Raw genomic sequence first — 26,147 nt, 5'->3', positions numbered from 1 at the left:
ATCGTCCTTGTCGCAATGAAATAATGGGAAATGGTGTTCAATCTAACTGCTGTGATTTGACGCTGTAAAGGCATCAGTGAAGGATATCTGATGAAATTGGTGTTCTGGTGTGTCTGGTCAGGATGCGGAGTGCCGCAGAAGGCCGCACTCCGGAAAAACAAGCGGTATCAGGCGACCTTGATAACGACACGGCCGGTAATTTTGCCGTTCATGATTTTATCAGCGGCTGCCGGCGCTTCTTCCAGCGAGATCTCCTCGCAGGCCAGATCATAGAAGCTGGTGGGCAGCAGTTGTGCCAGACGTTGCCATGCCTGCTGGCGACGGGCAAACGGACACATTACCGAATCGACGCCTTGCAGACGCACATTGCGCAGAATGAAAGGCATGACAGTCGTCGGCAGATCGAAACCACCCGCCAGACCACAGGCAGCCACTGCGCCGTTGTAATTAACCTGCGACAGGATCTTGGCCAGTACGGCGCTGCCCACGGTATCGACGGCACCCGCCCAGACTTGTTTATCCAGCGCTCTGATCGGAGTCAGCAGTTCATCGCGGGAAATAATCCGGCTGGCACCCAGCTTGAGCAACAGGTCATGGTTGGCTTCACGGCCCGTTGCAGCTACCACGCTAAAACCGAGCGCCGCCAGCAGGGCGACGGCGACACTACCGACACCACCACTGGCACCGGTCACCAGAATTTCACCCTGTTCAGGGGTTAAACCAGCTTCTTCCAGAGCCATGACACACAGCATCGCTGTGAGACCGGCAGTACCGATCTGCATGCTTTGCAGCGGAGTGAGACCTGCAGCCAGCGGCACCAGCCAGTCAGCCTTCACGCGGGCTTTTTCTGCCATACCGCCCCAATGACCTTCGCCGACACCCCAGCCGGTCAGTACGACTTCATCACCGGCTTTATACCGCTGGTCTGTCGAATCGAGCACGGTACCGACAAAATCAATACCCGGTACCATCGGCCACTGGCGCACGATCTTGCCTTTGCCGGTAATCGCCAGACCATCCTTGTAATTCAGCGAGGAGTATTTTACTGCGACGGTCACATTCTCGGCGGGTAACTGACTTTCATCCAGCTGGGTAATTGTAGCGATAGTTTGCTTATCTTGTTGTTCTAACAGTAAGGCTTTAAACATGGTTATCTCCTGATGACAGGCTCTTCTTCCGCAGAAGAAAGCGAATGATTTTTTTGGGGTAATCGGCGGAAAATCAGCGTTGCCAGCATGCTGAGGCAACCAACCGTGATATAGGTATCATGAAATGCGGAGAGGATCTCGGCCTGCTGACAGCCATTAGCCTGTAAACCTTTCAGTGCCGCACCACTACCGTAGAACAAGGCAAATAACGTGGCGGATACGGCGACACCCAGACTCATGGAAAGTTGCATTACCACGGACAACAAACTGTTGCCGCTGCTGGCCTCTTCCCGCTCCAGTTCACTTAAGGTCAGGGTATTCATCGCGGTAAACTGCATGGAATTGAACACACCGAGCAAAGCGAGATAGAGCAGTAATAACGCATAGGGCGTCTCGTTGCTCACGGAAGAAAAACCGGCAATCAGGGCACCGAGCAGCAGGGTATTCAGCATTAATACCGGCCGGAAACCCAGTCGCCTGACCACCCAGTTCGCCAGTAATTTAGTACTCATTGCGCCCAGGGCAATCGGGACCATCGTGAGGCCGGCATGTGTCGGGTTGAAACCAAGCGCTACCTGCAAAAACAGCGGTGTGAGAAAAGGGATCGAACCACTGCCCAGCCGGGCTATCAGGTTGCCCAGAATTCCAATACGGAAGCTGGTGATTCTGAACAAGGCCCGGCTGAACAACGCATGTGGATAGCGCTGGCTGTGCCAGAAATAGGTGTATAGCCCCAGAGCACCCGGTATGGCCAGTAACAGGAATGCGGTGAGACTGGCATCCGGTTCGCCCAGTCGCTGAATGGCCAGCGACAGCAACACGACGCCACAGCTAAAGAACAAGTATCCCTTCCAGTCAAAGGAGGTGGTCTTCTCCCGGATATTCGGCATGAAGAAAAAAGCCAGTACACAGCCTATCAGGCCGATCGGCAGGTTGATTAAGAAGATCCATTGCCAGGTCGCATGTTCCACCAGCAAGCCGCCCAGTAACGGGCCGATCAACGGACCAATCAGACCGGGAATGACCACCATCGACATGGCGCTCAGGAATTCTTCCTTGGGAAATACGCGTAATATCGTGAGCCGGCCTACCGGTACCAGCAATGCACCGCCAACGCCCTGAATAATACGGGCAACCACCATCTGTGAAAGCGAGGTTGATTCTGCACAGAAAAATGAGCCAGTGGTAAACAGAAAAATAGAAAACAGGAAGACATTGCGGGTACCGAAACGGTCAGCCAGCCAGCCGGAGGCGGGGATCAGCATGGCGACAGTCAGCATATAGCTGATGATGGCTGCCTGCATCTGCAGGGGGCTTTCGTGAAAATCGGCCGCGATAGCGGGCAGGGCGGTATTAAGAATCGTGCCGTCGAGTGCCTGCATAAAGAACCCGACGGCGGCGAGCCAGGGGAGGATGCGTTTTTCTTTCGCTGAAACCTGATATTTCGTCAACAACGCACCTCGGGGATAAAAAGTAAACTAACGGGTTTTACCACCATGGAAGACTTTTTCCAGCCGGGCCTGAATCAACTCCAGCAGGAAAGAGAGGATCCAGTAAATCACGGCCGCGGTGATCAGCATTTCCATATAACGGTATGCGGAACGGCCATAACTCTGAGCCAGGAACATGATTTCCCATAAGCCCATCACGGAAACCAGCGACGAGTCTTTCAGCATTGCGATGAACATCGCCATGCTCGGCGGGATCGCCACTTTCATGGATTGTGGCAGGATCACTTTCAGGAAAGTTTGATGTTTTTTCAGCCCCAGCGCCATTGCGGCTTCCCATTGTCCACGCGGAATCGCCACGATAGCGGAACGGAAAATTTCGCTCAGGTAAGCACCATAACAAAGTGCCAGCGCAATAATGCCGGATGGAATTGCTGTCGGAATCGGACCAATTTGCGGTAGCCCCTGATAGATCAGCAATACCTGCAGCAGCAACGGCGTGCCGCGGAAGAACGAGGTATAGAAAGTGGATATTCCGTAGGCGAGAGGGTTCAGGCTCAGACGCCCCAGCGCCGCCAACAAGCCCAGAATAACGGAAGCCAGCATCGCTATCACGCAGACATAAATGGTCAGCGGGACACCCTGAATAAAACCATCAGGTGAAAGATGCAGACCCGCCAGGAAAGGCAGCTTTTCCCATACATAGGCCATATCGAGATCGAATTTGGCAATAAACCAGATAAAGCCGATCATCAGCGCCAGCCAGACCAAAGAAACCTGCCACTTAAATTTTCTGGTCATGATGGTGTTGCGGTTCAATGAGCAATCCTTTCAGGTGGAATCGATACGGAAAGGTGCTAGTTTAGCGGAATACGTCACAAAATGCAGTCAACTAAGCATAAACAAGGGCGAAAAGCCGCCCTTGTTTCGTTGTCTGACTGGGAGACACAATTAACGGGAGATGTCGGTACCGATCCATTTCACCGTGATTTTTTTCAGCGTACCGTCTTTACGCATTTCGTCGAAAATTTTCACGACAGTATCGCGCCACTCTTGATCGCCATTCTTGTCGATCGCCACCCAGTTTGGATCTTCATACAGCGGCTCGCCGACAATTTTGAATTTGCCCGGCATTTTCTGCATACGTTCTGTGGCGGTAACCAAGTTGGAAACCAGACCATCAATACGTTTACCGGCACCCAGTGCCAGATCCTGATATTCCAGATCTTCGCTGCCATACGGCATTACCTGAACCGCTTTAAACGGATAGGTAACCGGACCAGCACCGTAGGCGTCCACCTTCATGTTTTTCATCAGATATTGTTCGTAAGAACCACCTTGCTGCGCTGCGATTTTTTTGCCTTCCATATCGGCAACTTTAGTCAGCGGAGTGCCATTGGTAGAGGTTACCAGGACAGCAGGTGAGCTGTAGTAGTGGCTAACGAAATCCAATGAACGGGCACGCTGTTCATTCGCGGTCATGGAACAGATACAGATATCCCAGCGGCCACGCCAGTTACCTGCGGTTGTTACTTCCCATGCCGGGGTTTCAATTCTGACTTTGACACCCAGACGGCGGGCAAATTCTTTCGTCAGTTCAACATCCATGCCGTCCATTTCATTCTTGTCATTCAGGAATGAATAAGGGGGATAGGCCTGATCCATCACGCCGATCAGTTCACCGCGTTCTTTGATTCTATCCAGGGTTTCACCTGCAACTGCAGTGTGACTTAATGCCACAGTTCCGGCAAATAGCATTAAAAATTGCAGTGATTTATGTTGCATCATCATTCCCTCTAAGAGATTAAAAATACATAATCAGCAAAGCATTTAAAGAAGGCAATAGCAATGATTACCGAGATAAACAAAAGCTTATCTGGTATGGCGATTGCTATGCATTTTTTAGATGTCCGCAGGCCGACATAACCGGGCAGCAAAGCCATGCTGCACCGGCTGGAGCTTTTTTATCATTATTGTTCGCGGAGAACCCCATGCAAACAAGCGTTACCAGAGCACTCGCTCGCAACTTTCTTGGCAGTACACCCAAATGGTACAAAATCACTATTCTGCTTTTCCTGGTTATTAACCCGTTTCTGGTTGCTGCCAATCCGTTTTTCGCCGGCTGGGTGCTGGTGGCGGAGTTTATTTTTACCCTCAGCATGGCGCTAAAGTGCTATCCGTTGCTGCCTGGCGGGTTGCTGGCGCTGGAAGCGGTAGCGACCGGCCTGACGTCAGCAAATCAGGTGAAGCATGAACTGAGTGCCAACCTGGAAGTATTACTGCTGTTGATGTTTATGGTGGCAGGCATTTACTTTGTTCGTCAGCTGCTACTGTTTGTGTTTACCCGCCTGCTGATCTCGGTCCGTTCAAAACTGGTTTTATCGCTGGCCTTTTCGATCATGGCCGCGTTCCTGTCTGCATTCCTGGACGCCCTGACCGTGGTAGCGGTTGTTATCAGTATTTCTGTTGGTTTTTATTCCGTTTATCACAAATTTGTGTCAACACATCCGGAATACAACATTAACAATGATGAGGGTATTCATAAGCAGCACTACGCCGATCTGGAACAGTTCCGGGCCTTTCTGCGCAGTTTGCTGATGCATGCAGCGGTGGGTACCGCGCTGGGTGGCGTTTGTACCCTGGTGGGTGAACCGCAGAACCTGATCATCGGCGAAACGGCAGGCTGGAACTTCGGGCAGTTTTTCATTCGGATGTCCCCGGTGTCTTTGCCGGTATTATTATCCGGCCTGGCGGTATGTATCCTGGTTGAAAAGATGAAATGGTTTGGCTATGGCGCCACCATTCCTGCGTCGGTTTACAAGATCCTGAAAGAAACCGCGACGCATGAAGACCAGCATCGAACCATGCAGGAACGGCTCAAACTGATTTGTCAGGCCATTATCTGTGTCTGGTTAATCATTGGACTGGCATTCCATCTGGCTGCCGTAGGTCTGATTGGTTTAACGGTGATTATTCTGGCAACCGTGTTCACCGGCGTGACCGATGAACATGCGATTGGTCGTGCATTTACCGAGTCACTGCCGTTTACCGCGTTATTGTCGGTCTTTTTTGTTGTGGTGGCAGTCATCATTGATCAGCAATTATTCAGACCATTAATCAGCATGGTGCTGGATGCGCCTCAGGAGATGCAGTTAACACTGTTCTATATTGCGAATGGCTTGTTATCCATGGTCAGTGATAACGTCTTCGTCGGTACTGTGTATATCAACGAAGTAAAGACTGCATTGCTTAATCAGGCAATATCCCGGGATCATTTTGATCTGCTTGCCGTGGCTATCAATACCGGCACCAACCTGCCATCCGTGGCGACACCAAATGGGCAGGCTGCATTCCTGTTCCTGCTGACATCCACCCTGGCACCGCTGGTTCGCCTTTCTTATATCCGGATGATGTGGATGGCACTGCCCTATACCATCGTCATGACAATTGTGGGTCTGGTTTGTGTCATGTACCTGCTGCCAGATATGACGCAATGGTTCTATGACATGGGCTGGCTGCATCATAACAGCCTCTCGGTAGAGGCACTGGAAAGCGCGCACTAATACGCGCTAAGCAGAGATATTAAAACGGAGGCTTGCAGCCTCCGTTTTTGTTATGAACGATACAGCACTTTAATAATGTGATAACCAAACCGGGTTCTGACCGGCCCGACAGGCTGTAACAGTTCACAGGAAAATACGGCCTTATCGAATGGAGCCACCATATCGCCTTTTTTGAATTCTCCCAGATCACCGCCGCGCTTTTTTGACGGACAGGTAGAGTATTTTTTGGCGAGCTGCTGGAAATTGGCACCGGCTTCCAGTTGTTTCAGAATCTCCAGCGCCTGAGCTTCGGTTTTAACCAGAATATGCAACGCGCAAGCAGTACGAGCCATGGTGATAAATTCTCTGTCAGTCAAAAGGGCGTGGATTATAACGAACGCTGGCGGAATTTCCAGCAAAGGGACGGCTGTGCAGGCCATCCCATCATGAGGGATTAAGGCATGGTCAGCCAGTTATCACCGTCGAATTTCAGCTGCAGTAAAGTGCTTGGGTCTGGTTGCTGATTGCTGGTGGCCGGACGGGCTGGATAGCTGCTGCCATCATGTTCCAGTGACAGATAGGTATTGGCCTGATCGGTGGAAGGCACCAGCAGATCGGCCCAGCCATTATGGGCGGTCGGTGACACCATGACGGAACCGGAGAAACCTTCCAGTCTGGCTACCTGTTGGTATTGTCCGCTGTTGCCCTGCAATACCAGCCAGACACAACCGGATTTATCGCACCAGTTCATCTCCACCAGCGCATCAATGGAGCCGTCGCCGTTCAGGTCGGTTTTGACATAGCGGTATTGCGTGCCACTGGCCTGACCACCATTGCTTTGTAGGAACTGGCGCAGGGTCTGTTCAATCGCGTTGTCGGGTTGCGTGGAGGCTTGCAGCATACCGGCAGAAAAGCTTGCCGCAGCAGCCGGCACGGGAACCGGAACCGCGGTGGCGCCTGTTCCGCTCAGGACGGTTTCATTCTGTGCGAAACTGCTCTCCCCGGCAGGGACCTCCTGTGCCGCTGGTGGCGCAATAATGACTGCTCCCGATGCTGTTGCGGTCGAGCCGTTGTCGGTGGCCGGTTCACGGCTAGAGCCATCATTGGTGGTCAGTACCAAGGGCTTATCAAAATAGGCTTTGCCTGCCTGCAGCTCACGGTAATCGGCGGTCAGTGTATTGTCTTTCCAGCGGAAAGGAATGCTTTCATTAGTCGGTAAGCCCATCCGCTGATTAAACATCACCCGGAGGGTCTGATCTTTTTGCGGTTGCCACACACCTTCATAAGTGACTTCCGGACCCGTTTCGCGGGTATAGATCATTTTTGCCTGATAATTGCTGTCCAGAACCAGACGGACCCCGGCTTGCTGGGCATCATCACGCCCCTGCCAGTTCCGCGCTGGTTGCTGTTGCATCAGCGATTGTCCTTGCTCACCACAGCCAGTGAGAGTCTGGCCATCATCCAGTTGCAAAGTGACCGAGTAGCCAAGCCATTGCTGGCTGCTGCCGTCCTGACAGTAACCGGCGCGCAGATCCAGCGTGGCCTGTTTACCGGACTGATTGTCCAGTACCAGCTGTAACTGCTTGTCTGCCGGATGATTGATTTCGTCCAGCTGATAGCTGTCTACCCCATCCGGTGTCGTGAGAGAGGCTTGCTGACCATCAATCACCAGGGACCAGAACGGCTGGTTATTGCCGGCTTTCAGCAGATAGTTTGTACTGCTGCTCTGACACAGGCTCTGATCGGTGGTAATGCGGGAAACCTGTTCGGCTTCGAGGCGGAAGGGCGCCCCCCGGCCTTCACCGGCAACCAGCTGACCACTTAAGCTGGCCTGCAGGGTTTGCGGAGAGCCCAGTTGTTGCCACTGTTGCCAGAAATTATCATCCAGCACCAGCTGCCATTGCTGGTTACTGCCGCAAGGAGTGAAAACACTCTGCTCATTCTGTCGCTGAATCGTTCCTGTGAACAGCGGCGGCAGTTCCTGCTGCAGTTTTGCTGATAAATCGGAAGTGATATTGGGCTGGGTGTTTTTCCCGGGAACACTGGTAGTGTTACATCCTACCAGTGCAATCAGCAGACCAGACAAGACAAAACGTGACAACGGCATAAAGCTCCCCGTACAAAAAATATTCTGCCCAGTCTATACGATCTTGCTTTTCTTCGCCGCAGCAGGTGTTAAAAAAGCTTACTCATTCAGCAACAGCTGCTGCAGATATTCCGCCACGCCATCTTCGTCATTGATGCCAGCCCGCGGTAGATCCGGCAAGGCCATTTTCAGACGATCGTGCGCATTACCCATAACCACGCCATGTCCAACCATGGATAACATTTCATAGTCATTCATCCCGTCCCCAAAAGCGATGGCTGCACTGAGCGGAATATCATGCTGTTCCAGAATGGAGGAGATCGCAGCACCTTTATTCACACCTAATGCCATGACTTCCAGACAATCCGGTTGTGAGAAGGCGATACTCAGTTGACCGGCATACCGTTCCAGCAGGGTATTTTCCAGCTCCAGTAAGGGCTCATGCTCGGCAATGAAGAAGAATTTATTGATGCTGTTTTTATCCAGCGTGGTCAGATCGGTCTTGGTATAACAAAAGCCTGTATCTCGATGATATTCGAGATACTCCGGCATATCCCGGTCAGTAAACCAGGCCTCCGGAGTATAAATGTTGACGGCAATTTCCGGATCCGGCAGCGGCATTTCTGATAGTTGCTGAGCGATATCGGCCGGCAGGGTCCGGTTAAAAATGATCTCGTCCTGTTTATCGGTGACGACCGCACCGTTGGATGTCACCAGATAAATATCCAGTCCCAATGCATCACGGATCGCTTTCACATCAATATGGTGACGACCCGTAGCAACAACAAACTTGGTACCTTCGGCTACCAGTTTTTTCAGAACCTTTCGGGTATGCGGGGAAACATGATGCTGGTTATTCAGCAGAGTACCATCCAGATCAGAGATAACGACTTTATACATGCTGGAACCTCGTTACAGCGGCTAAATAGCGGATTATGAGAGCGGTTACAGTATAGCGGAGGAATGGTAACAGCGCATTAACGTTCATTTGAAATGAAGGTTTCTTCGGATGAAGGTTTATTCTGGTGTAGCCGGGCTATGCGCTTCGTCCCACAGGGCAGGGTTAAGCTGTAATTTCAGCCACCACGCTTCACTGGCCAGAATTTCACCCTGTTCACCGATAACCGGATATTCCAGTGATTTACTGCGGCAGAAGGCAGCCAGACGCGGATGGCCACCCTCAAATAACAGGCGCTGTTGCTCATTCTCCGGCAACAGGCAGCCGCGCTGATAAAATCCGGCCTGCTGACGCTGGCGTTGTGCTTCATACAGGATCAGTGCGCTGGCCACGGAGACATTCAGCGACTGCGCCATGCCGACCATCGGAATAATGATATCCTGGTCGGCCAATGCCAAGGCTTCCGTACTGATCCCATACTTTTCGGCACCGAACAGGATCGCGGTGGGTCTGGTGTAATCAATGTCACGAAAATCAACCGCGCGGGAAGAGAGATTGGTCGCCAGGATCTGCATGTTCTGCTGTTTCAGCACCGAAATGGCTTGTTGAATGGAATCATGCCTGTTGAGTTTGACCCAGTTGTGGCTGCCTTTGGCTGCCCGGTTATTTTCCCGCAGTTCTTCGGGCCAGACCGCATGCATTTCGTGAATGCCGACGGCATCACAGGTACGCATGATGGCCGCGATGTTGTGCGCTTTATTGACCTGTTCCAGACAGACCGTCAGATCGGGCTGACGCAAAGAGAGCATCAGCCGTATGCGGGCAAGCCGTTCAGGATTCATGCGTCCGATTCTTTGATTCGCAAGCGGCTGGTGGTGCGGTTAACGCGTAATACATCCGGCATGACCCTGATTTTTCGCATAATATCCGCCAGATGGACACGGTGTTTTGCCGTGATCAGCAGGTTGACCTGATAAACCCGCGCATCCTTTTCCTCGGTACTGATACTGTGGATATTGGCACCTGTCGCTGCAATGACGTTGGCCAGTTGTGCCAGCACACCCTGATGATTCACGACTTCCACCTGAATACCGGTTTTGAATTCCTGTTCACCGAGATGCTCCATATCCCATTGTACTGGCTGATATTTATCCGGTTCACGGTTATAACCACGGATGTTCGGACAGCTTTCCTGATGCACAACCAGCCCCTTGCCCGGGCTGATATGGGCAATGATGGCATCACCGGGGATTGGGCGGCAGCATTTGGCAAAGCTGACCAGCATTCCCGCTGCACCCCGGATAGGTAGTTTCCGGTATGCCGGGGACATTTTTTTCTCCGGTTCCTGGTCATGTCGCCCTAACAGACGGCGGGCAATGACCACACTCATCTGGTTACCAAGACCAATATCGGCGAGCAGACCATCCAGCGACTCATGGCGGGTGTCCTGTAATACCTGCTGCAGATTTTCCGCAGGGATGTCTTCAATCTTCTTCCCGCCCAACGAGTGCGTGAGCAGCCGCCGGCCAAGAATAATGGATTCTTCTGCCCGCAGATTTTTCAGGAACTGGCGGATCTTGGTCCGGGCCCGGGAGGTCACCACGAAGTTCAGCCAGGCTGCATTCGGTCGTGCGCCCGGCGCGGTGATAATTTCGATGGTTTGTCCGGAAGTAAGTGGGCGGCTGAGTGGGAAGGGTTGGCGTTCGACACGGGCGCCAACGCAGCTGTTGCCGATATCGGTATGCACTGCATAGGCAAAATCGACCGGTGTAGCTCCGGCCGGCAATTCCAGAATCCGGCCTTCCGGCGTGAACACATAAATCTCGTCCGGGAACAGGTCGGTTTTGACGCTTTCAATAAATTCAAATGAGCTGCCAGCGCTTTGCTGCAGTTCCAGCAGGTTCTTCATCCAGCGCTGCGCCCGGATTTGTGCGGTACTGCCGGTAGCATCCCCATTGGTTTTGTAGGCCCAGTGGGCCGCGACCCCTTTATCGGCCATCTGATCCATATATTCGGTACGGATCTGGATCTCGACCGGTACGCCGTGCGGACCTACTAACGAGGTGTGCAACGACTGATAACCATTGGTTTTCGGGATAGCGATATAATCTTTGAAGCGGCCGGGGCGGGGTTTATACAGGCTGTGCATCTGACCGAGCACACGGTAACAGGTATCTATGTCATCAACGATCACGCGGAAAGCGTAAATATCCATGACCTCATAAAAACGCAGCTCTTTTTTCACCATCTTGTTATAGATGGAGTAGAGGTTTTTCTCCCGACCGCATACAACGGCCTTGATCCCGGCTTCCTGCAACCGGCCACAGATCTCCTCATGCACGGAGTCGATGACTTCTTTGCGATTACCTCGGGCCCGTTTAACCGATTCGCGCAGAATGCGTGCCCGCATCGGATAGAGCGCCTCAAACCCCAGCTCTTCGAGCTCGGTCTTGAAGGTATGAATACCCAGGCGGTTAGCGATTGGAGAAAAGATTTCCAGTGTTTCACGTGCGATGCGGCGACGTTTATCCGGGCGTAAGGCGCCCAGTGTGCGCATGTTGTGGGTGCGGTCGGCGAGTTTGATCAAAATGACGCGGATATCCTGCACCATGGCCATGACCATTTTGCGGAAGTTTTCTGCCTGTGCTTCTTTATGATCCCGGAATTTGAGCTTATCCAGTTTGGATACACCATACACCAGTTCCGCTACGGCTGGACCAAACTGTGCGGTCAGCTGCTCTTTGGTAACAGGGGTATCTTCGATCACATCATGCAGCAATGCCGCCGAGATGGTTTCATAATCCAGATGCATTTCAGCCAGGATCGTCGCCACGGCCACCGGGTGTGTGATATACGGTTCACCACTGGAACGGGTTTGTCCTTCATGTGCATCACGAGCAACCTGAAAGGCATTCTGGACCTGAGTCACCTGTTCCGCAGGCAAATATGTGCCCAGCAATGTTTTTAAATCTTCAAACAGATACAAAAGTGACCCCGCTTCACGATCCATCGGCGTAAAACCATACCCTGCAGTTTGCGATTATTCCGCTCACTTGTAAATAATGACAAAAACGGCACCACTAGGGTGCCGTTTGTAATCAGCAAATGAATGCTTAGAAACCGTAATCACGATCCTGAGTCAGTGCAGCCACGGCTGCCAGTTCGCTTGCTTCCTGCTGTTGCTGTTCGATACGCTCTTGCGCATCCATGAACTGATCAGAGATCAAACCTTCTTCGATCTCGCGCAGTGCGATCACGGTTGGTTTATCGTTTTCTTCGTCCACCAGCGGATCTTTGCCCTGAACGGCAAGCTGACGAGCGCGGCGAGCGGCCACCAGAACCAAATCAAAGCGGTTGCCAACCTGTTTTACCGCATCTTCAACAGTAACGCGTGCCATAGCAAACTCCCATATAAATCGAGGGTGAAAATTCTACTTGGTTTTAATTTATCCTGCCAGTAGCTGATTCAGCAGATCGGCATGACAAATAGCCTGCGGACGCAGTTTTGCGCGACCCGCCAGTACAATGGCATGCAATTGTTGCAATGCCTGTTCAAAATCATCGTTGATGATCAGGTAGTCATATTCAGGATAGTGCGACATTTCAGAGACTGCCTGCGCCATGCGTTTGGCAATCACCTCTTCACTATCCTGTCCGCGGCCAATCAGGCGTTGTTCCAGCACCGGCAAGCTGGGCGGTAACACAAAAATAGATTGTGTTTCGCTATACAGCTCGCGGATTTGCCGGGCTCCCTGCCAGTCGATATCGAGAAATACGTCGATACCCTTGGCCAGCGCCTGTTCGATCAATTCTTTTGATGTGCCGTAATAGTTACCAAACACTTCAGCCCATTCAAAGAATGCGTCGCGGGCAATCAGGGACTGAAATTCGTCTTTACTGACAAAATGGTAATGTATGCCGTTTTCTTCGCCCGGACGCATGGCGCGGGTGGTGTGAGAAACAGACAGTGCCATACGACCATCGCTGTTATAACGTGACAATAACGCCGTTAACAGGCTGGATTTTCCTGCTCCGCTGGGAGAGGAAATAATAAATAGCGTACCTGCAGCAGCCATCGTGCGCTCCTATCAAGTAACAGGAAAAAAATAACGCGCCGGTCAGAAGCAATGACCCGGGCTGATAACAAAAAACCCGGCACAAGACCGGGTTTTTCAGGACAGCAGACCAATTACTTGATCTTGCCTTCCTTGTAGATTACATGCTGACGAACAACAGGATCAAATTTTTTGATCTCCATTTTCTCAGGCATGGTGCGCTTGTTCTTGGTCGTAGTGTAGAAGTGACCAGTACCGGCACTGGAGTTCAGACGAATTTTTTCGCGAGCACCTTTAGCCATGATTTATCTCCTTACACTTTTTCGCCACGAGCACGGATATCAGCCAGAACAGCTTCGATACCCAGCTTGTCGATAATACGCATTCCCTTCGGTGTTAAACGCAGGGTTACAAAACGCTTCTCGCCTTCAACCCAGAAACGGTGAGATTGCAGGTTAGGCAGGAAACGGCGACGGGTCGCGTTTTTAGCGTGAGAACGGTTGTTCCCCACTGTCGGACGCTTACCAGTTACTTGACACACTCTAGACATTGTTGTCTCTCCAAAAATCTTACTTCTGCTCGCGCATTTTCTGTTGCCCCGCTGCCGTATAGCAGAGCACATAGATAGAAGGCGGCATTTTATACAGCATCGCCCCGACAAGATCAAGTAAAAAGGCCTTGTCAGGATCGTTTTATAACCATCCGCGTTCGGCAAAAGAGACGGGATCTCCGTCTCCTATCACAAAGTGATCCAGCACCCGCACGTCGATCAGACGTAAAGCGTCGCAAATGCGCTCGGTGATATGGCGATCGGCGTGACTTGGTTCGGCTACGCCCGAAGGGTGATTATGACAGAGAATGACCGCTGCAGCATTATGTTTTAGCACCGTCTGCACGATTTCCCGTGGATAAACACTGGCCGCATCAATAGTACCAAAAAACAATTCGCAAAACTGAAGAACGCGGTGCTGATTATCCAGCAATAACATGGCAAATACCTCCCGGGGCCGTTCCCGTAACTGGAGCTGCAGATAGCGTCGGACCAATTGCGGACTGGTTAGGGCATCCCCCCGTTGCAGACATTCCGCCAGATAACGATTGCTCATTTCCAGTACGGCCTGTAGCTGGACATATTTTGCTGGCCCAAGGCCGTGCGCCTGACAAAATCGTTCTTGTTCCGCACCGAGCAGCGTGCGCAATGAACCAAATTCCAGCAACAGATTTCTGGCCAGTTCAATGGCGTTACAACCAGCTACTCCGGTTCGCAGAAAGATTGCCAATAATTCGGCATCACTCAGTGCTGCGGCTCCGCGCTGTAAGAGTTTCTCGCGCGGACGTTCGTCCTCGGGCCAATCTGTTATTGCCACGATATATCCTTGAAAAGAAAAATCCGGTTATAACGAGAATGGTTTGGAAACAGAACTGACAAAGCCGACAGTACATTATGATAGCGCAGACAAGGGGCCTGAGCCCCTTGAGTTATAATCTGTCATAACAGGCTTCAGGTCATATTTATTTTGCTGCGGATTTAGCCTCAGACAGCCAGTGATCGACCAGCTTAGCATGTGCTTTCAGCCAACCATCTGCATGGCGTTCAATATCGGCAGGTTTGTTTTGTCCCGCTTTCATTTGCATGTTCTCGGCACTGATATCATGAATGGGTAATTTCATAATGGCGAACAGCTTGGCTGCCGCCGGATTTTTTTCGGCAAATGCTTTATTGGCAACGATATGCATCTGATTCATCTGGAAGCCGTAATTCCTGCCATTCGGCAGTTTGGTATCCACATCCCGGCGATCACCCGGCAACGATGAGAAAGGGACTTCCAGCCAGATTACATCCTTACCGGGAACCAGTTCGCCACTGACCCAATACGGCGTCCAGGTATAATAAAGAATGGGTTTTCCACTTTTATGGCGGGTAATTGTATCAGCAATAATCGCCGCATAATTTCCCTGATTGTGAATCACGGTATCGATAAGACCATAGGTTTTTATCTGGTGATTGATAACGGCTTCGCAGCCCCATCCCGGATTACAGCCGGCCAGATCGGCCTTTCCATCATCGTTCGCGTCGAACAGTTTTGCCAGTGTGGGATCTTTCAACTGAGCGATATTGGTAATTTTATATTGTTCAGCCGTTTTTTTATCAATCAGATAACCCTGTGCCGCACCGGAGACATAGACATTCTGACGATAGAATTTGTTGTCTCCACCGGCTTTGGCATATTTGTCATCATGCAACGGTGACCAGTTAAAGGTCAGGAAAGTACCATCACCATTGGCTACCGACGTGTAGCCAACGTTGTAATCGACATCCTGTGCAGGCTTGACATCATAGCCCAGTTTTTTCAGCATTTTGCTGACCAGTAATGTCTGGAATGATTCTTCCGCGATCGTACTCTGGATAGGTTGCACCGAAATGCCTTTGCCCGGCAGATCTGTGCTGGCCATGAGGTTGCAGCTTAACAACAGGGTGCTCACAGCGATGATGTTTTTCGGTTCAAACATTGCGTTCTCTCCATAATAATTGATGGGATAAGTCAGACCCGGTTTGTTAACCGGAAAAGAAGACCTGCCGGTCCGCGCTGATACCAGTATCTGGCATTTTTATTGTGAGATTTTTGCCCCATTGCCTGAGTCAGTCGATCTAGCACAATGGCGAGCAAGACGATTCCGACTCCACCGACAGAGGCCATCCCCATATCCAGACGACCGATCCCCCGGAGGACCATTTGGCCTAAGCCGCCGACTGCGATCATGGATGCGATCACAACCATTGAGAGTGACAGCATCAGAGTCTGGTTAACGCCAGCCATGATCGTTGGCATTGCCAGCGGCAATTGTACCTTGAATAATAATTGACGCGGGCTGGCGCCGAATGAGTGACCTGCTTCAATCAGATCATCAGGTACCTGGCGGATGCCCAGCATGGTCAGTCGGATCACGGGGGGGAGTGCGAATATGATCGTGACAACCACACCAGGTACATTGCCAATCCCGAATAACATCACCACCGGGACCAGATAGACGAAGGCTGGCGTGGTCTGCATTGCATCCAGTAACGGGCGCATGATCGTGGTTGCCTTATCACTACGGGCTAGCCAGATACCGAACGGCAGACCCAGCATCAGACAGAATAGTAACGATGTCAGAACCAGGGCCAGGGTTGTCATGGCCTCCATCCAGGTACCAATCAGACCAATAATAATCAGGCTCAGCATTGTTCCCACAGCCATGCGGCCACTGACCAGCTGCCACGACAATAATGTCAGCAGCAGGATCATTATCGGAGATGGTATGGTTTGTAATACGGTTTCAATACCGGTCAGGCTGATTTCTACCGGCGCCCGAATCAGCTGAAAAACCGGACGGAAATTATCCACCACCCAGTCAATGGCTGACTCAATCCACTGATCCAGCGGGAGCCTGGCTTCTTGAAAGGGATGCCAGTAATCAACAGACGTGTTTTTTTCTGATTCAGGGGCGGTGTACAGCCAGTCATTGCTGTCTGTATCGGCTTGCGCGGTATTTCCCCACGGATTATCCGCTGCAGCTTGTTCTGCAGCGACATTCATTTCACTCCAGGGATCCTGTTCTGGCTGAGTCGCTTCACTGGTCCAACCTGGCGGGCTCAATAAAAGAAAAGACGTAAACAGGATTAGTAGGTGTCGTTTTATCATGCGGCATTATTCCGATCGAGAGTTTGTAACAGATTGGCTTTAGAGATCAGGCCGATATAAAGACCGTCGCTGTCGATGACTGGCACCTGACAGGGCGCTTCCGCAACCAGACCGATCAACTCGTTTACCGGTGTATCTGCCAAAATTGGTGCCGGTTTTTCCAGAATCGCAGCATCCAGATTCTGTTTATTAGAAGTAGCTGACTTTAGTGATTCAACAGAAACCACTCCGATGAAATGCCTCGCCCGATCAACAACATAACCGTAATCTCGTTCCTGATCTTTGAGCTGCTTCAGCGCTGCTGCCGGGCCATCTGTTGCATGTTTCTTAATTAATGGGAGCTGCCGGCGACTAGCCACATCCCGTGCTGAAAAGACATTGGCCAGATCAACTCCACGGAAAAATGCGCGAACATACTCGTTGGCCGGATTATTCAGGATTTCGTCGGGGCTGCCGACTTGTACCAGTTCGCCATCCTGCATAATGGCAATCCGATCGCCAATACGCATGGCTTCATCCAGATCATGGGAAATAAATACAATCGTCCGCTGTTGCCGGTTTTGTAGTTTCAATAATTCATCCTGCATTTCGGCTCGTATCAACGGATCAAGCGCTGAAAAGGCTTCATCCATTAGCAGAATGTCAGGATCATTTGTCAGCGCTCTGGCCAGCCCGACGCGTTGTTTCATGCCACCTGATAATTCATCAGGATAAGCGTTAGCCCAATTGTCCAGTCCCACTTGTGCCAAAGCCTTTAATGCCCGCTCGTGGCGCGTCGTTTTATCGACCCCAGCCAGTTCCAGGCCAAAAGCCGCGTTATCAATGACACTCATGTGCGGCATCAGGGCGAAAGACTGGAACACCATACTGATCTTTTTGCGGCGAACCTGACGTAATTCATCATCAGAAATGGCAGCGATATCTTTCCCATCTAGCAGAACCTGACCCCGGGTAGGTTCAATCAGGCGGTTAAGTAGACGGACGAGTGTGGATTTACCGGAACCCGATAACCCCATGATGACAAATATCTCGCCTTCATTAATCCTGAGGCTGACGTCCTGTACACCAACAGTCAGACCCGTTTTCTTAAAAATAGCAGCTTTATCCTGGCCTTTATTCAGTAATTTAAAAGCCTGTTCAGGATGTTCTCCGAACACCTTGAACAGATTTTTTACTTCCAGTTTTATGGTCATGGATACCCTTTTCGGTTGTTAATAAATCATAGCCTTCATTATTTGCATAGCAATGCAATTATTTATTAACATAATAAAATAATCATTATATTCAAGTAATTCATGCCTGTTTTTTGGTCTTTTTTTCTTCATTTATATGATAAATAATGAAAAATTATTTATTCGCAATACGATTTATGTTTGGTTTGTTTGGTTATTTTTTGGTGAAAAATGGTTTTATTGTTTAACGTATCGAAGTATTTTGACTGGATCCAAAAGAGGATGGGTGGTCGTGAGCTGACCTTGTCACGGAGAAAGACGAGTAACAAAAAGGAAACAGCGAGTACTAATTACTCGCCGGGACGGGTGAGTTCTCCGCTATCAAGCATCGGTGCTGTGCGAACTTCAGGGGCTTCCAGTAAGTCAGCAATACATTCCAGAGACGCAATCAACATGGATTGTTCCCATTCTTTCATATTCTGAAAACGGGTAATGAAACGGCTTTGTAGTGTGTCCGGAGCGGCATTGAGACGGGATATACCTTCAGGCGTGAGCTGGATCCATACTTTACGTTTATCCAACTGATTTCGCTGACGTTCAACCAGTCCTTTATTTTCCAGTCGATCGAGAATGCTGGTCACTGTTGCCTGTGCCAGATCCATGCGATTAGCAAGGGTTCCGGTCGTTACAGGTTGTTCATCCCGCAGTGTTTGTAATATGAGCAACTGGGGTAATGTTAAACCGGATAAATGGCTGAGTTCTTTTTCATTTTGGTCAATTGTGCGAATTATGCGGCGCAGCGTGCTGAGTACCGCCAAGCTTTTCTGGTTCATTCAGTCGGGATTCAGGAGATATATAGTATGAATTATCGCTCAGGCGAGCGTGGAATTAAACAGCCGCCATCATGTACTATGCCGTAAGTTCGGAAATGAGGGAAAAGCAATGTCATTACAACAAAGACGGATCTTGCTTGGTGTCACCGGTGGTATTGCGGCTTACAAAAGTGCTGAAATTATTCGCCGGTTGCGTGAGCAGGGGGCGGAAGTTCGGGTTGTGATGAGTGACGCGGCAAAAGAGTTTATCACGCCGCTCACTCTGCAGGCCGTTTCAGGCAACATGGTCGCCAACAGTATGTTTGATCCGCAAGCCGAAGCGGGTATGGGGCATATCGAGCTGGCAAAATGGGCTGATCTGGTTCTGGTGGCCCCTGCGACTGCCAATGTTATCTCTCGCCTGACCACCGGGATGGGCGATGAGCTGCTGACGACGCTCTGTCTGGCCAGTCCGGCGCCATTGGCGATCGCGCCTGCGATGAACATGCAGATGTATCTGCATGCGGCAACCCAGCATAATCTGAACGTGTTGGCCGAGCGTGGTGTCCAGATCTGGGGACCGGGTATCGGCAGCCAGGCATGTGGGGATGTGGGACCTGGACGCATGCTGGATCCGCTGGATATCGTGGAGGAAGTAACCCGCTTTTTCCAGCCAGAGCTTCGTTCTGAACTCTCTTTTCTGATCACGGCCGGACCAACGCGTGAAGCGATCGATCCGGTACGTTATATCAGCAATCACAGCTCCGGCAAGATGGGTTTTGCCCTGGCTGAGGCGGCAGCAGCATTGGGCGCAAAAGTCACATTAATCGCTGGCCCCGTTAATCTGCCTACACCCAAAAATGTAAACCGCATCAATGTGGAGAGCGCTTTGGATATGCAGGCAGCGGTTGACGCCGAAGTATCCCGGCATCAGATCTTTATTGGCTGCGCCGCTGTGGCTGATTACCGTATGGAATCGGTTGCCCCGCAGAAAATGAAGAAACAGGCGGATAGTGACACTCTGACGCTACAGCTGGTAAAAAATCCCGACATTATTGCCGGCGTCGCTGCGCGCACAGATAAACCTTTTGTGGTAGGCTTCGCCGCCGAAACACAGGATGTGGCTCGTTATGCGCTGGATAAGCTGCAACGCAAGGGGCTAGATATGATTGCCGCCAACGATGTCAGCCGCTTAGGGCAGGGGTTCAATTCTGATCAGAATGCACTGACGGTATTCTGGCAGGATGAACAACAGGAACTGCCTCTGGCCAGCAAGCAACAGGTCGCTCAACAACTCATCTCATTAATCATACAGCGCTATCAACATGAAACAGATTGAACTTAAGATCCTCGATGCCCGCATCGGAAATGAATTTCCACTGCCTGAATACGCGACTCCCGGTTCTGCCGGTTTAGATCTGCGCGCCTGTCTGGATGCTGCGGTTGAACTGGTCCCTGGCGATACACAGCTGATCCCTACAGGTCTGGCGATCCATATTGCTGATCCGGGACTGTGTGCCACCATTCTGCCACGTTCTGGCTTAGGCCATAAACATGGCATTGTGCTCGGAAATCTGGTCGGACTGATCGACTCTGATTATCAGGGACAGCTGATGGTCTCTGTGTGGAATCGCGGTAATACCACCTTTACCATCCAGCCGGGTGAGCGCATCGCGCAATTGGTGTTTATGCCGGTGGTACAGGCAAGCTTTGCGGTCGTGGATGAATTTGATGCCTCTGAGCGCGGTGAAGGCGGTTTCGGCTCATCTGGTCGTCATTAATTCTTCCTGCTGAAATGCAAAGAGGAGTGATTTATCACTCCTCTTTTTTGTCATCTGTCCGGGTACCGGCAGAGAAATCAGACGCCGTAACTGGCGCGATATGCTTTCACTTTTTCCAGATGTTCCGTCATTTCCGGCTGGGTTTCCAGATAACGGATCAGATCGCCCAGTGTAATGATCGCAATCACCGGTGCATTGTAATCACGCTGTACTTCCTGAATGGCGGATAACTCGCCTTTGCCTTTTTCCTGACGATCCAGCGCTATCAGAACGCCTGCCAGTTCCGCGCCATTCGCCTGGATCAGATCCATCGATTCGCGGATTGCTGTACCGGCGGTGATAACGTCATCAACCAGCATGATGCGGCCTTTCAGCGGACTGCCGACCAGATTGCCACCTTCACCATGATCCTTGGCTTCTTTACGGTTGAAGCACCATGGAACGTCCTGATCATGCAATTCTGCCAGCTGTACTGCTGTCGCAGAGGCAATCGGGATCCCTTTATAGGCCGGGCCAAACAGTACGTCGTACGCGATACCACTATCCACCAGTGCCGCCGCATAATAACGGCCCAGTTTGGCCAGATCGCGACCCGAGTTAAATAAGCCGGCATTGAAGAAATAAGGGCTTTTCCGACCTGATTTCAGGGTGAATTCGCCAAACTTCAGTACCTGTTTTTCCAGAGCAAATTCAATAAACTCGCGCTGATATGCCTTCATCGTGATTTTTCCTTGTTACCTGAATATCAGACCAGTGCCTGACGCTGATGCTGAATGATTTGCTGAATACCCTGCTTGCCCAGTTCCAGCAACTGCATGAGTTCTTCCTGAGAGAATGGTTCGCCTTCTGCGGTTCCCTGGATTTCAATCATTTTGCCAGTTTCGGTCATCACCAGATTCATATCGGTTTCGGCGCTGGAGTCTTCATCATAATCCAGGTCACATACCGGAATACCTTCATAGATACCGACAGACACCGCGGCTACCATGAAATTCATCGGGTTGGTTTTCAGAGTGCCTTTTTCCTGCATCCAGTTCAATGCATCAGCCAGTGCAACACAAGCTCCGGTGATGGATGCGGTACGAGTACCACCATCAGCCTGCAGCACATCACAGTCAACAGTAATGGTATTTTCACCCAGTTTGGTCAGATCGACGGCTGCGCGCAGCGAGCGTGCAATCAGGCGCTGAATTTCTAACGTCCTGCCACCCTGTTTGCCTGATGCGGCTTCACGGTGCATACGTGAATGGGTGGAGCGTGGCAGCATACCGTATTCTGCGGTAACCCAACCCTGACCTTTTCCTTTCAGAAAACGAGGGACACCTTCGGTGACTGTAGCCGTACACAGTACTTTAGTCCGGCCAAATTCAACCAGTACCGAGCCTTCAGCATGGCAGGTATATTGACGGGTAATAGTGATGGGACGCAGTTGTTCCGGCGTTCTTCCGCTTGGACGCATGATGATTCCTGACAGTATTGAATTGCGCGAATTATACGTGATCTATGCCTGTATTGCATGGCTACTGACGTTAGGGGGTGGGTTGGGTATAATCGGAACAATTCCTCGCTACTTAAAGAGCACGCCATGATCCATAGTATGACCGGTTACGCCCGTAAAGAATTCAAAGGGGACTGGGGAACGGCAGTCTGGGAAATCCGCTCCGTAAACCAGCGCTATCTGGAAACCTATTTCCGTTTACCCGAGTCCTTCCGCAATCTGGAAGCGGTATTGCGTGAGCGTTTCCGTCAGGGTTTAGAGCGCGGCAAAATTGAATGCAACCTGCGTTTTGAAAGTCAGGTCAGCCAGGGGCAATTGCAGATAAATGAAGTGCTGGCAGAACAGCTGATTGATAATGCGTTATGGGTGATTGATCGTGCCGGACAAGGACAGCTTAATCCGGTGGACATCCTGCGCTGGCCCGGCGTGATGGAAGGTGAAGAACAGGATATGGATGCGCTGAATGTCACCTTGTTGGCGGCATTTGATGAAGTATTCAAAGAGTTTATCGCGGCACGCCGTTCCGAAGGTGACAAATTGAAATCCCTGCTTGAGCAGCGGCTGGAAGGTGTTGCGGTTGAAGCAACAAAAGTACGGGAACACATGCCCGCTATTCTCAACTGGCAGCGTCAGCGCTTGCTGGATCGCTTGGCAGAAGCCAAAGTCGAACTGGAACCTACCCGTATAGAACAGGAAATTGTTCTGCTGGCACAAAAAATTGATGTGGCAGAAGAATTGGATCGCTTGGATATGCATGTCACTGAGACCCGTAAAATCATCAGTAAAGGTGGCGCATGTGGTCGTCGTCTGGATTTCATGATGCAGGAATTCAACCGCGAATCGAATACTCTGGCTTCTAAATCCATCAATGCAGAAGTGACCCAGGCAGCGGTTGAGCTGAAAGTGTTGATTGAGCAGATGCGCGAACAGATCCAAAACGTGGAATAATCAGTCTGCATCTGAAATGACGAAGCCCGCGAAATGCGGGCTTCGGTTTTATGGTCAGGATTAAACCAATTAGCTGGAAGCCTGTTCTTCCACCAATATGGTATTACCCTGCAGCTCATCGTCATCAGCATCGACTGAATCAGTTAATTCACCTTCCAGCTTGGCGACGACAGAAGACGCAATCGCGTTACCCATCACGTTAGTGGCAGAACGAGCCATATCCAGGAAATGATCCACGCCCAGTAACAATAACAGACCGGCTTCCGGAATATTGAATTGTGCCATGGCTGCCGCAATAACAACCAGAGAGGCACGCGGTACACCTGCCATACCTTTTGACGTGACCATCAGCAGTAACAACATGGTAATCTGCTGGGCGATGGTGATTTCCATACCATAGGCCTGAGCGATGAACATGGTCGCAAAGGTGCAATACATCATGGAGCCGTCAAGGTTGAATGAATAGCCAACCGGCAATACGAAGCTGGAGATCTTTTCGGAGCAGCCGAAGCGTTTCAGACCTTCCAGTGTTTTAGGGTAAGCAGCTTCAGAGCTTGCGGTAGAGAAGGCCAGCAGAATTGGTTCACGGATGAATTTTGGCAGTGACAGAACCCGGCGACCTAGGAACAGACTACCCATGATCAGCAGCAGAACCCACAGAACCAGAATCGATCCATAGACCTCGCCAACGAAGGTACCGTAAGTCAGCAGAATACCTAAGCCCTGTTTCGCGATCAGCGCAGCAATCGCGCCAAACACAGCGAACGGTGCAAAATTCATTACATAACCGGTCACTTTCAGCATGATGTTGGCAATGCTTTCCATCACAGCTACAACTGGTTTGGCTTTTTCGCCCATGCCAGAAGCTGCAACACCAAAGAACAGAGAGAATACGACTAACTGTAAGATTTCATTGGTAGCCATTGCCTCAACAACACTTTTAGGAATGGCATGGGTAACGAAATCTTTCAGCGTAATTGCGGTCGCGCTGATACCAGATTTTGCAGTTACATCCGGTAATGGCAGATTCAGGCCAACACCTGGCTGCAATACGTTTACCATAACCAGGCCCAGCGCCAGAGAAACCAATGAGGCAGTCATAAACCAAGCCATGGCCTTAATACCTACACGGCCTACTGTCTGGCTATCACCCATTTTAGCGATGCCCACAACTAGCGTTGAGAACACCAATGGGGCAATAATCATCTTGATTAATCGCAGGAAGATGTCAGTCAGGATTGAAATGTTTGATGCAAAAGCAGCAATGGCTGCCGGATCCGTCACATTCGAACGATACAGATGGCCAGTCAGGATACCAACCAGCATGCTGATCAGAATCATGGCCGTCAGTTTATTCATTTTCATTATGTTTTTGTTCCTAAGTAGATGTAAATAAAGCGAAGAGACATCATGTCACTGGGATTCTTCCTTGTTATGCATCTGTAGTCAGACGCTAAATATACGGAGGCGGAGCAGCCTGATGATATGAGAAGGCAGGTAAAAGAATGAATAGCATCCGAATATTTGGTCGAATTTACTATAAAACGCCATATATTTGCAGGTTTTGGCTTCTTATTGTTCAATAAAAATCCAAATAAGGTATAAAACCAAGATAAAGTAACGGATGTGTTAACCGGGCGTTAAGTCGGCGAGAGTGAAAATGGATTGTTTTAACATTCGCCGGCTGTTAAGCCGACGATGGAATAATGGAATCGACAGATGCTAGTTCGATCTGGTTTCCGCCGTTCTGTTTTCCTTGTTGCAACGCAGAATCCGCGCGTATCAGACATTGGTTGAAGTTTTCATCAGGCAATAATTCTGCGACACCAAATGTCAGAGAGACAAGGGGAGTTTTACCATCTATCTGCAATGGGGTGCCAAGTAATTTTCTTTGTACCCGTTTTGCTATTTGTTCCGCAGAGTTTAATGAACCGCCGGGCAATAGAATCAAGAATTCACCATCCCCCCAACGAGAAGCGCGATCATTATGCCGAACCGAATCATGCAAGACTTGTGCAACATGAATGAGGACTTTATTGCCGATATGCGACCCATATTGTTCATTCAGACGTTTGAAATGATCTACATCAGCAATAATCAGAGCCATTGGTTGTCGCGCATAGGGTGACAAGGAAAACAACTCGTCAATTTCTGACAAAATGGCACTACGGTTGTCCAAACCAGTTAGTTGATCGGTAGAAGTTGATTCAGGTACCGACGATTCATCATCTTGTTGCAACAAAGATCTATAGACATAAAGTTGATAGCTCAAACCAATGATACTGATCATCAGATTGATATATCTCACCAGCATACCGGATGTAGATGAGAGCTCAATCATGACCGGGCGACCATAAGCGTGATAATCCAGTAACAGATAAATCAGCAGTATGGCTGTAATCGGGAACATCTTTTTTGCCTGGAGTCTGAACGTATACAAAAAACACATCGGCACAAGTAACAACAAATAGAAGTGAAATCCACTTTGCCAGCCCAATACTTCACTTGATATCAGTGAATGCCCGATCAAATCAAACCAGATTAATGCAGCAATAGCCTTAAATGAACGGGAACGAAGAAGCCATAATGCGATGAGACAAAGAAGTAGACTACCGAGATTGGTAACAATCAGTACCGGAATTTTAAAAAACACAAACAATAAGAGAAATAGCACATGCGCAAAGAGCGCAGCAAATATGGCCCGACGGACAAAAAGATGAAAGCGGGGTGATTCCACCATCAGTTGTTTCATAACTAAGGGACCCATAAAACAACACAAAATATATTGTAAGAATGGCACACTTTATCCGGGCGTCTAGAGATATCGTGCTTCTTAAGCAGAAGAATTGAGTCACTTATCAGAAGATTTTTTATTATCCGGATAAGTTTTATCCTTTCCTTGAGTGAATAGTATCCGCGATGATTGGAAAGTGAGCGGTCGATACTTATCTTGCAAAAAAGGGTTGATCAAAAAAGTTCGGTCCCTATAATGCGCCCTCACTGACACGGCAGACGCCGCAACGAACTGAGGAATCAGCGAGTTACGTCAGTAAAGATTCAGGTTGTGAAGGTTGTG

At 50.2% G+C, this 26,147-nt stretch carries 26 protein-coding genes; 4 read left to right on the top strand and 22 right to left on the bottom strand.

All coding sequences use genetic code 11. The features are described 5' to 3' along the window. Positions 1-167: 167 nt before the first annotated feature. From acuI to HNR75_RS14895, 4 genes are all read right to left on the bottom strand, one after another. Positions 168-1,148 carry an acrylyl-CoA reductase (NADPH) gene (gene acuI / locus HNR75_RS14910; protein WP_188027774.1) on the bottom strand — a complete coding sequence of 327 codons (981 nt, stop codon included), beginning with the start codon at positions 1,146-1,148 and terminating at the stop codon, positions 168-170. Between the two features lie 2 nt (positions 1,149-1,150). Continuing rightward, positions 1,151-2,599: a multidrug transporter subunit MdtD gene (gene mdtD, locus HNR75_RS14905; protein ID WP_188027773.1), complete on the bottom strand. Its 1,449-nt coding sequence runs from the start codon at positions 2,597-2,599 to the stop codon at positions 1,151-1,153. Positions 2,600-2,626: 27 nt separating this feature from the next. After that, positions 2,627-3,397: an amino acid ABC transporter permease gene (locus tag HNR75_RS14900; protein ID WP_188027772.1), complete on the bottom strand. Its 771-nt coding sequence runs from the start codon at positions 3,395-3,397 to the stop codon at positions 2,627-2,629. A 150-nt stretch (positions 3,398-3,547) separates the two neighbouring features. Then, positions 3,548-4,381: a transporter substrate-binding domain-containing protein gene (locus HNR75_RS14895; RefSeq protein ID WP_246358984.1), complete on the bottom strand. Its 834-nt coding sequence runs from the start codon at positions 4,379-4,381 to the stop codon at positions 3,548-3,550. Positions 4,382-4,587: 206 nt separating this feature from the next. On the opposite strand from HNR75_RS14895, the gene nhaB reads away from it, so the two are divergent. Then, entirely contained in the window at positions 4,588-6,159 is a 1,572-nt protein-coding gene (gene nhaB, locus HNR75_RS14890; protein ID WP_188027770.1) for a sodium/proton antiporter NhaB, read from the top strand. A 50-nt stretch (positions 6,160-6,209) separates the two neighbouring features. Here the strand turns inward: nhaB and ppiC are convergent, their stop codons facing one another. The 14 genes from ppiC to HNR75_RS14820 all read right to left on the bottom strand — a co-directional run bounded on the left by ppiC (position 6,210) and on the right by HNR75_RS14820 (position 18,865). Next, complete coding sequence (ppiC, locus tag HNR75_RS14885) at positions 6,210-6,491, bottom strand: peptidylprolyl isomerase PpiC (protein WP_188027769.1); 282 nt, start codon at positions 6,489-6,491, stop codon at positions 6,210-6,212. 101 nt (positions 6,492-6,592) lie between these two features. Continuing rightward, the gene (locus HNR75_RS14880) at positions 6,593-8,245 is read right to left on the bottom strand and encodes a COG3650 family protein (RefSeq protein WP_188027768.1); all 1,653 of its coding nucleotides are present in this window, start codon (positions 8,243-8,245) and stop codon (positions 6,593-6,595) included. 78 nt (positions 8,246-8,323) lie between these two features. After that, positions 8,324-9,124 carry a Cof-type HAD-IIB family hydrolase gene (locus tag HNR75_RS14875; RefSeq protein WP_188027767.1) on the bottom strand — a complete coding sequence of 267 codons (801 nt, stop codon included), beginning with the start codon at positions 9,122-9,124 and terminating at the stop codon, positions 8,324-8,326. A 117-nt stretch (positions 9,125-9,241) separates the two neighbouring features. Continuing rightward, the gene (gene trmH, locus HNR75_RS14870) at positions 9,242-9,964 is read right to left on the bottom strand and encodes a tRNA (guanosine(18)-2'-O)-methyltransferase TrmH (RefSeq protein ID WP_188027766.1); all 723 of its coding nucleotides are present in this window, start codon (positions 9,962-9,964) and stop codon (positions 9,242-9,244) included. Then, the gene (gene spoT, locus HNR75_RS14865) at positions 9,961-12,108 is read right to left on the bottom strand and encodes a bifunctional GTP diphosphokinase/guanosine-3',5'-bis pyrophosphate 3'-pyrophosphohydrolase (protein WP_188027782.1); all 2,148 of its coding nucleotides are present in this window, start codon (positions 12,106-12,108) and stop codon (positions 9,961-9,963) included. The genes trmH and spoT overlap by 4 nt, the downstream gene beginning before the upstream one ends. 127 nt (positions 12,109-12,235) lie before the next feature. Next, positions 12,236-12,520: a DNA-directed RNA polymerase subunit omega gene (gene rpoZ / locus HNR75_RS14860; protein ID WP_024871795.1), complete on the bottom strand. Its 285-nt coding sequence runs from the start codon at positions 12,518-12,520 to the stop codon at positions 12,236-12,238. A 48-nt stretch (positions 12,521-12,568) separates the two neighbouring features. After that, entirely contained in the window at positions 12,569-13,198 is a 630-nt protein-coding gene (gmk, locus tag HNR75_RS14855; protein ID WP_188027765.1) for a guanylate kinase, read from the bottom strand. A gap of 113 nt (positions 13,199-13,311) precedes the next feature. Next, the gene (gene rpmG, locus HNR75_RS14850; RefSeq protein WP_012728410.1) at positions 13,312-13,479 is read right to left on the bottom strand and encodes a 50S ribosomal protein L33; all 168 of its coding nucleotides are present in this window, start codon (positions 13,477-13,479) and stop codon (positions 13,312-13,314) included. Positions 13,480-13,490: 11 nt separating this feature from the next. Next, complete coding sequence (gene rpmB, locus HNR75_RS14845) at positions 13,491-13,727, bottom strand: 50S ribosomal protein L28 (protein WP_012728411.1); 237 nt, start codon at positions 13,725-13,727, stop codon at positions 13,491-13,493. 142 nt (positions 13,728-13,869) lie between these two features. Further along, positions 13,870-14,544, bottom strand: coding sequence for a RadC family protein (gene radC / locus HNR75_RS14840; protein WP_188027764.1), 675 nt, complete (start codon positions 14,542-14,544; stop codon positions 13,870-13,872). 145 nt (positions 14,545-14,689) lie between these two features. Next, positions 14,690-15,688 (bottom strand): glycine betaine/L-proline ABC transporter substrate-binding protein ProX, encoded by a 999-nt coding sequence (gene proX / locus HNR75_RS14835; RefSeq protein WP_188027763.1) that lies wholly within the window; start codon positions 15,686-15,688, stop codon positions 14,690-14,692. Positions 15,689-15,720: 32 nt separating this feature from the next. Further along, positions 15,721-16,860, bottom strand: coding sequence for a glycine betaine/L-proline ABC transporter permease ProW (gene proW / locus HNR75_RS14830; RefSeq protein WP_188027762.1), 1,140 nt, complete (start codon positions 16,858-16,860; stop codon positions 15,721-15,723). After that, positions 16,857-18,053: a glycine betaine/L-proline ABC transporter ATP-binding protein ProV gene (gene proV, locus HNR75_RS14825; protein WP_188027761.1), complete on the bottom strand. Its 1,197-nt coding sequence runs from the start codon at positions 18,051-18,053 to the stop codon at positions 16,857-16,859. The genes proW and proV overlap by 4 nt, the downstream gene beginning before the upstream one ends. Positions 18,054-18,382: 329 nt before the next feature. Beyond that, the gene (locus HNR75_RS14820) at positions 18,383-18,865 is read right to left on the bottom strand and encodes a MarR family winged helix-turn-helix transcriptional regulator (RefSeq protein ID WP_188027760.1); all 483 of its coding nucleotides are present in this window, start codon (positions 18,863-18,865) and stop codon (positions 18,383-18,385) included. Positions 18,866-18,974: 109 nt separating this feature from the next. On the opposite strand from HNR75_RS14820, the gene coaBC reads away from it, so the two are divergent. Together coaBC and dut are read left to right on the top strand one after the other, a co-directional pair. Beyond that, complete coding sequence (coaBC, locus tag HNR75_RS14815; RefSeq protein ID WP_188027759.1) at positions 18,975-20,183, top strand: bifunctional phosphopantothenoylcysteine decarboxylase/phosphopantothenate--cysteine ligase CoaBC; 1,209 nt, start codon at positions 18,975-18,977, stop codon at positions 20,181-20,183. After that, entirely contained in the window at positions 20,170-20,625 is a 456-nt protein-coding gene (gene dut / locus HNR75_RS14810; RefSeq protein ID WP_188027758.1) for a dUTP diphosphatase, read from the top strand. The genes coaBC and dut overlap by 14 nt, the downstream gene beginning before the upstream one ends. Before the next feature lie 77 nt (positions 20,626-20,702). Here dut and pyrE read toward each other — a convergent pair whose 3' ends face one another. Both pyrE and rph read right to left on the bottom strand, forming a co-directional pair. Then, positions 20,703-21,344: an orotate phosphoribosyltransferase gene (pyrE, locus tag HNR75_RS14805; protein ID WP_188027757.1), complete on the bottom strand. Its 642-nt coding sequence runs from the start codon at positions 21,342-21,344 to the stop codon at positions 20,703-20,705. 26 nt (positions 21,345-21,370) lie between these two features. Next, positions 21,371-22,087, bottom strand: coding sequence for a ribonuclease PH (rph, locus tag HNR75_RS14800; protein ID WP_425506833.1), 717 nt, complete (start codon positions 22,085-22,087; stop codon positions 21,371-21,373). Between the two features lie 123 nt (positions 22,088-22,210). Between rph and HNR75_RS14795 the strand changes: the two genes are divergently transcribed. Then, positions 22,211-23,071 carry a YicC/YloC family endoribonuclease gene (locus HNR75_RS14795; RefSeq protein ID WP_188027755.1) on the top strand — a complete coding sequence of 287 codons (861 nt, stop codon included), beginning with the start codon at positions 22,211-22,213 and terminating at the stop codon, positions 23,069-23,071. A 69-nt stretch (positions 23,072-23,140) separates the two neighbouring features. Here HNR75_RS14795 and HNR75_RS14790 read toward each other — a convergent pair whose 3' ends face one another. Next, entirely contained in the window at positions 23,141-24,436 is a 1,296-nt protein-coding gene (locus tag HNR75_RS14790) for a dicarboxylate/amino acid:cation symporter (protein ID WP_188027754.1), read from the bottom strand. Positions 24,437-24,758: 322 nt separating this feature from the next. Continuing rightward, on the bottom strand, positions 24,759-25,823 hold the full coding sequence (locus HNR75_RS14785; protein WP_188027753.1) for a GGDEF domain-containing protein: 1,065 nt from the start codon (positions 25,821-25,823) through the stop codon (positions 24,759-24,761). Positions 25,824-26,147: the final 324 nt, after the last annotated feature.

It is taken from the genome of Tolumonas osonensis (genome assembly GCF_014202415.1).
GTDB lineage: Bacteria > Pseudomonadota > Gammaproteobacteria > Enterobacterales > Aeromonadaceae > Tolumonas > Tolumonas osonensis.
This window is presented reverse-complemented; position numbering and strand designations above follow the sequence as displayed.

Bases quoted from the DNA above. Each gene is read 5' to 3' on its own strand.
- acuI (WP_188027774.1), bottom strand. From the start codon at position 1,148: ATGTTTAAAGCCTTACTGTTAGAACAACAAGATAAGCAAACTATCGCT.
- HNR75_RS14900 (WP_188027772.1), bottom strand. From the start codon at position 3,397: ATGACCAGAAAATTTAAGTGGCAGGTTTCTTTGGTCTGGCTGGCGCTG.
- HNR75_RS14895 (WP_246358984.1), bottom strand. From the start codon at position 4,381: ATGCAACATAAATCACTGCAATTTTTAATGCTATTTGCCGGAACTGTG.
- nhaB (WP_188027770.1), top strand. From the start codon at position 4,588: ATGCAAACAAGCGTTACCAGAGCACTCGCTCGCAACTTTCTTGGCAGT.
- ppiC (WP_188027769.1), bottom strand. From the start codon at position 6,491: ATGGCTCGTACTGCTTGCGCGTTGCATATTCTGGTTAAAACCGAAGCT.
- HNR75_RS14880 (WP_188027768.1), bottom strand. From the start codon at position 8,245: ATGCCGTTGTCACGTTTTGTCTTGTCTGGTCTGCTGATTGCACTGGTA.
- HNR75_RS14875 (WP_188027767.1), bottom strand. From the start codon at position 9,124: ATGTATAAAGTCGTTATCTCTGATCTGGATGGTACTCTGCTGAATAAC.
- trmH (WP_188027766.1), bottom strand. From the start codon at position 9,964: ATGAATCCTGAACGGCTTGCCCGCATACGGCTGATGCTCTCTTTGCGT.
- rpoZ (WP_024871795.1), bottom strand. From the start codon at position 12,520: ATGGCACGCGTTACTGTTGAAGATGCGGTAAAACAGGTTGGCAACCGC.
- gmk (WP_188027765.1), bottom strand. From the start codon at position 13,198: ATGGCTGCTGCAGGTACGCTATTTATTATTTCCTCTCCCAGCGGAGCA.
- rpmG (WP_012728410.1), bottom strand. From the start codon at position 13,479: ATGGCTAAAGGTGCTCGCGAAAAAATTCGTCTGAACTCCAGTGCCGGT.
- rpmB (WP_012728411.1), bottom strand. From the start codon at position 13,727: ATGTCTAGAGTGTGTCAAGTAACTGGTAAGCGTCCGACAGTGGGGAAC.
- proX (WP_188027763.1), bottom strand. From the start codon at position 15,688: ATGTTTGAACCGAAAAACATCATCGCTGTGAGCACCCTGTTGTTAAGC.
- proW (WP_188027762.1), bottom strand. From the start codon at position 16,860: ATGATAAAACGACACCTACTAATCCTGTTTACGTCTTTTCTTTTATTG.
- proV (WP_188027761.1), bottom strand. From the start codon at position 18,053: ATGACCATAAAACTGGAAGTAAAAAATCTGTTCAAGGTGTTCGGAGAA.
- HNR75_RS14820 (WP_188027760.1), bottom strand. From the start codon at position 18,865: ATGAACCAGAAAAGCTTGGCGGTACTCAGCACGCTGCGCCGCATAATT.
- coaBC (WP_188027759.1), top strand. From the start codon at position 18,975: ATGTCATTACAACAAAGACGGATCTTGCTTGGTGTCACCGGTGGTATT.
- dut (WP_188027758.1), top strand. From the start codon at position 20,170: ATGAAACAGATTGAACTTAAGATCCTCGATGCCCGCATCGGAAATGAA.
- pyrE (WP_188027757.1), bottom strand. From the start codon at position 21,344: ATGAAGGCATATCAGCGCGAGTTTATTGAATTTGCTCTGGAAAAACAG.
- HNR75_RS14795 (WP_188027755.1), top strand. From the start codon at position 22,211: ATGATCCATAGTATGACCGGTTACGCCCGTAAAGAATTCAAAGGGGAC.
- HNR75_RS14790 (WP_188027754.1), bottom strand. From the start codon at position 24,436: ATGAAAATGAATAAACTGACGGCCATGATTCTGATCAGCATGCTGGTT.
- HNR75_RS14785 (WP_188027753.1), bottom strand. From the start codon at position 25,823: ATGAAACAACTGATGGTGGAATCACCCCGCTTTCATCTTTTTGTCCGT.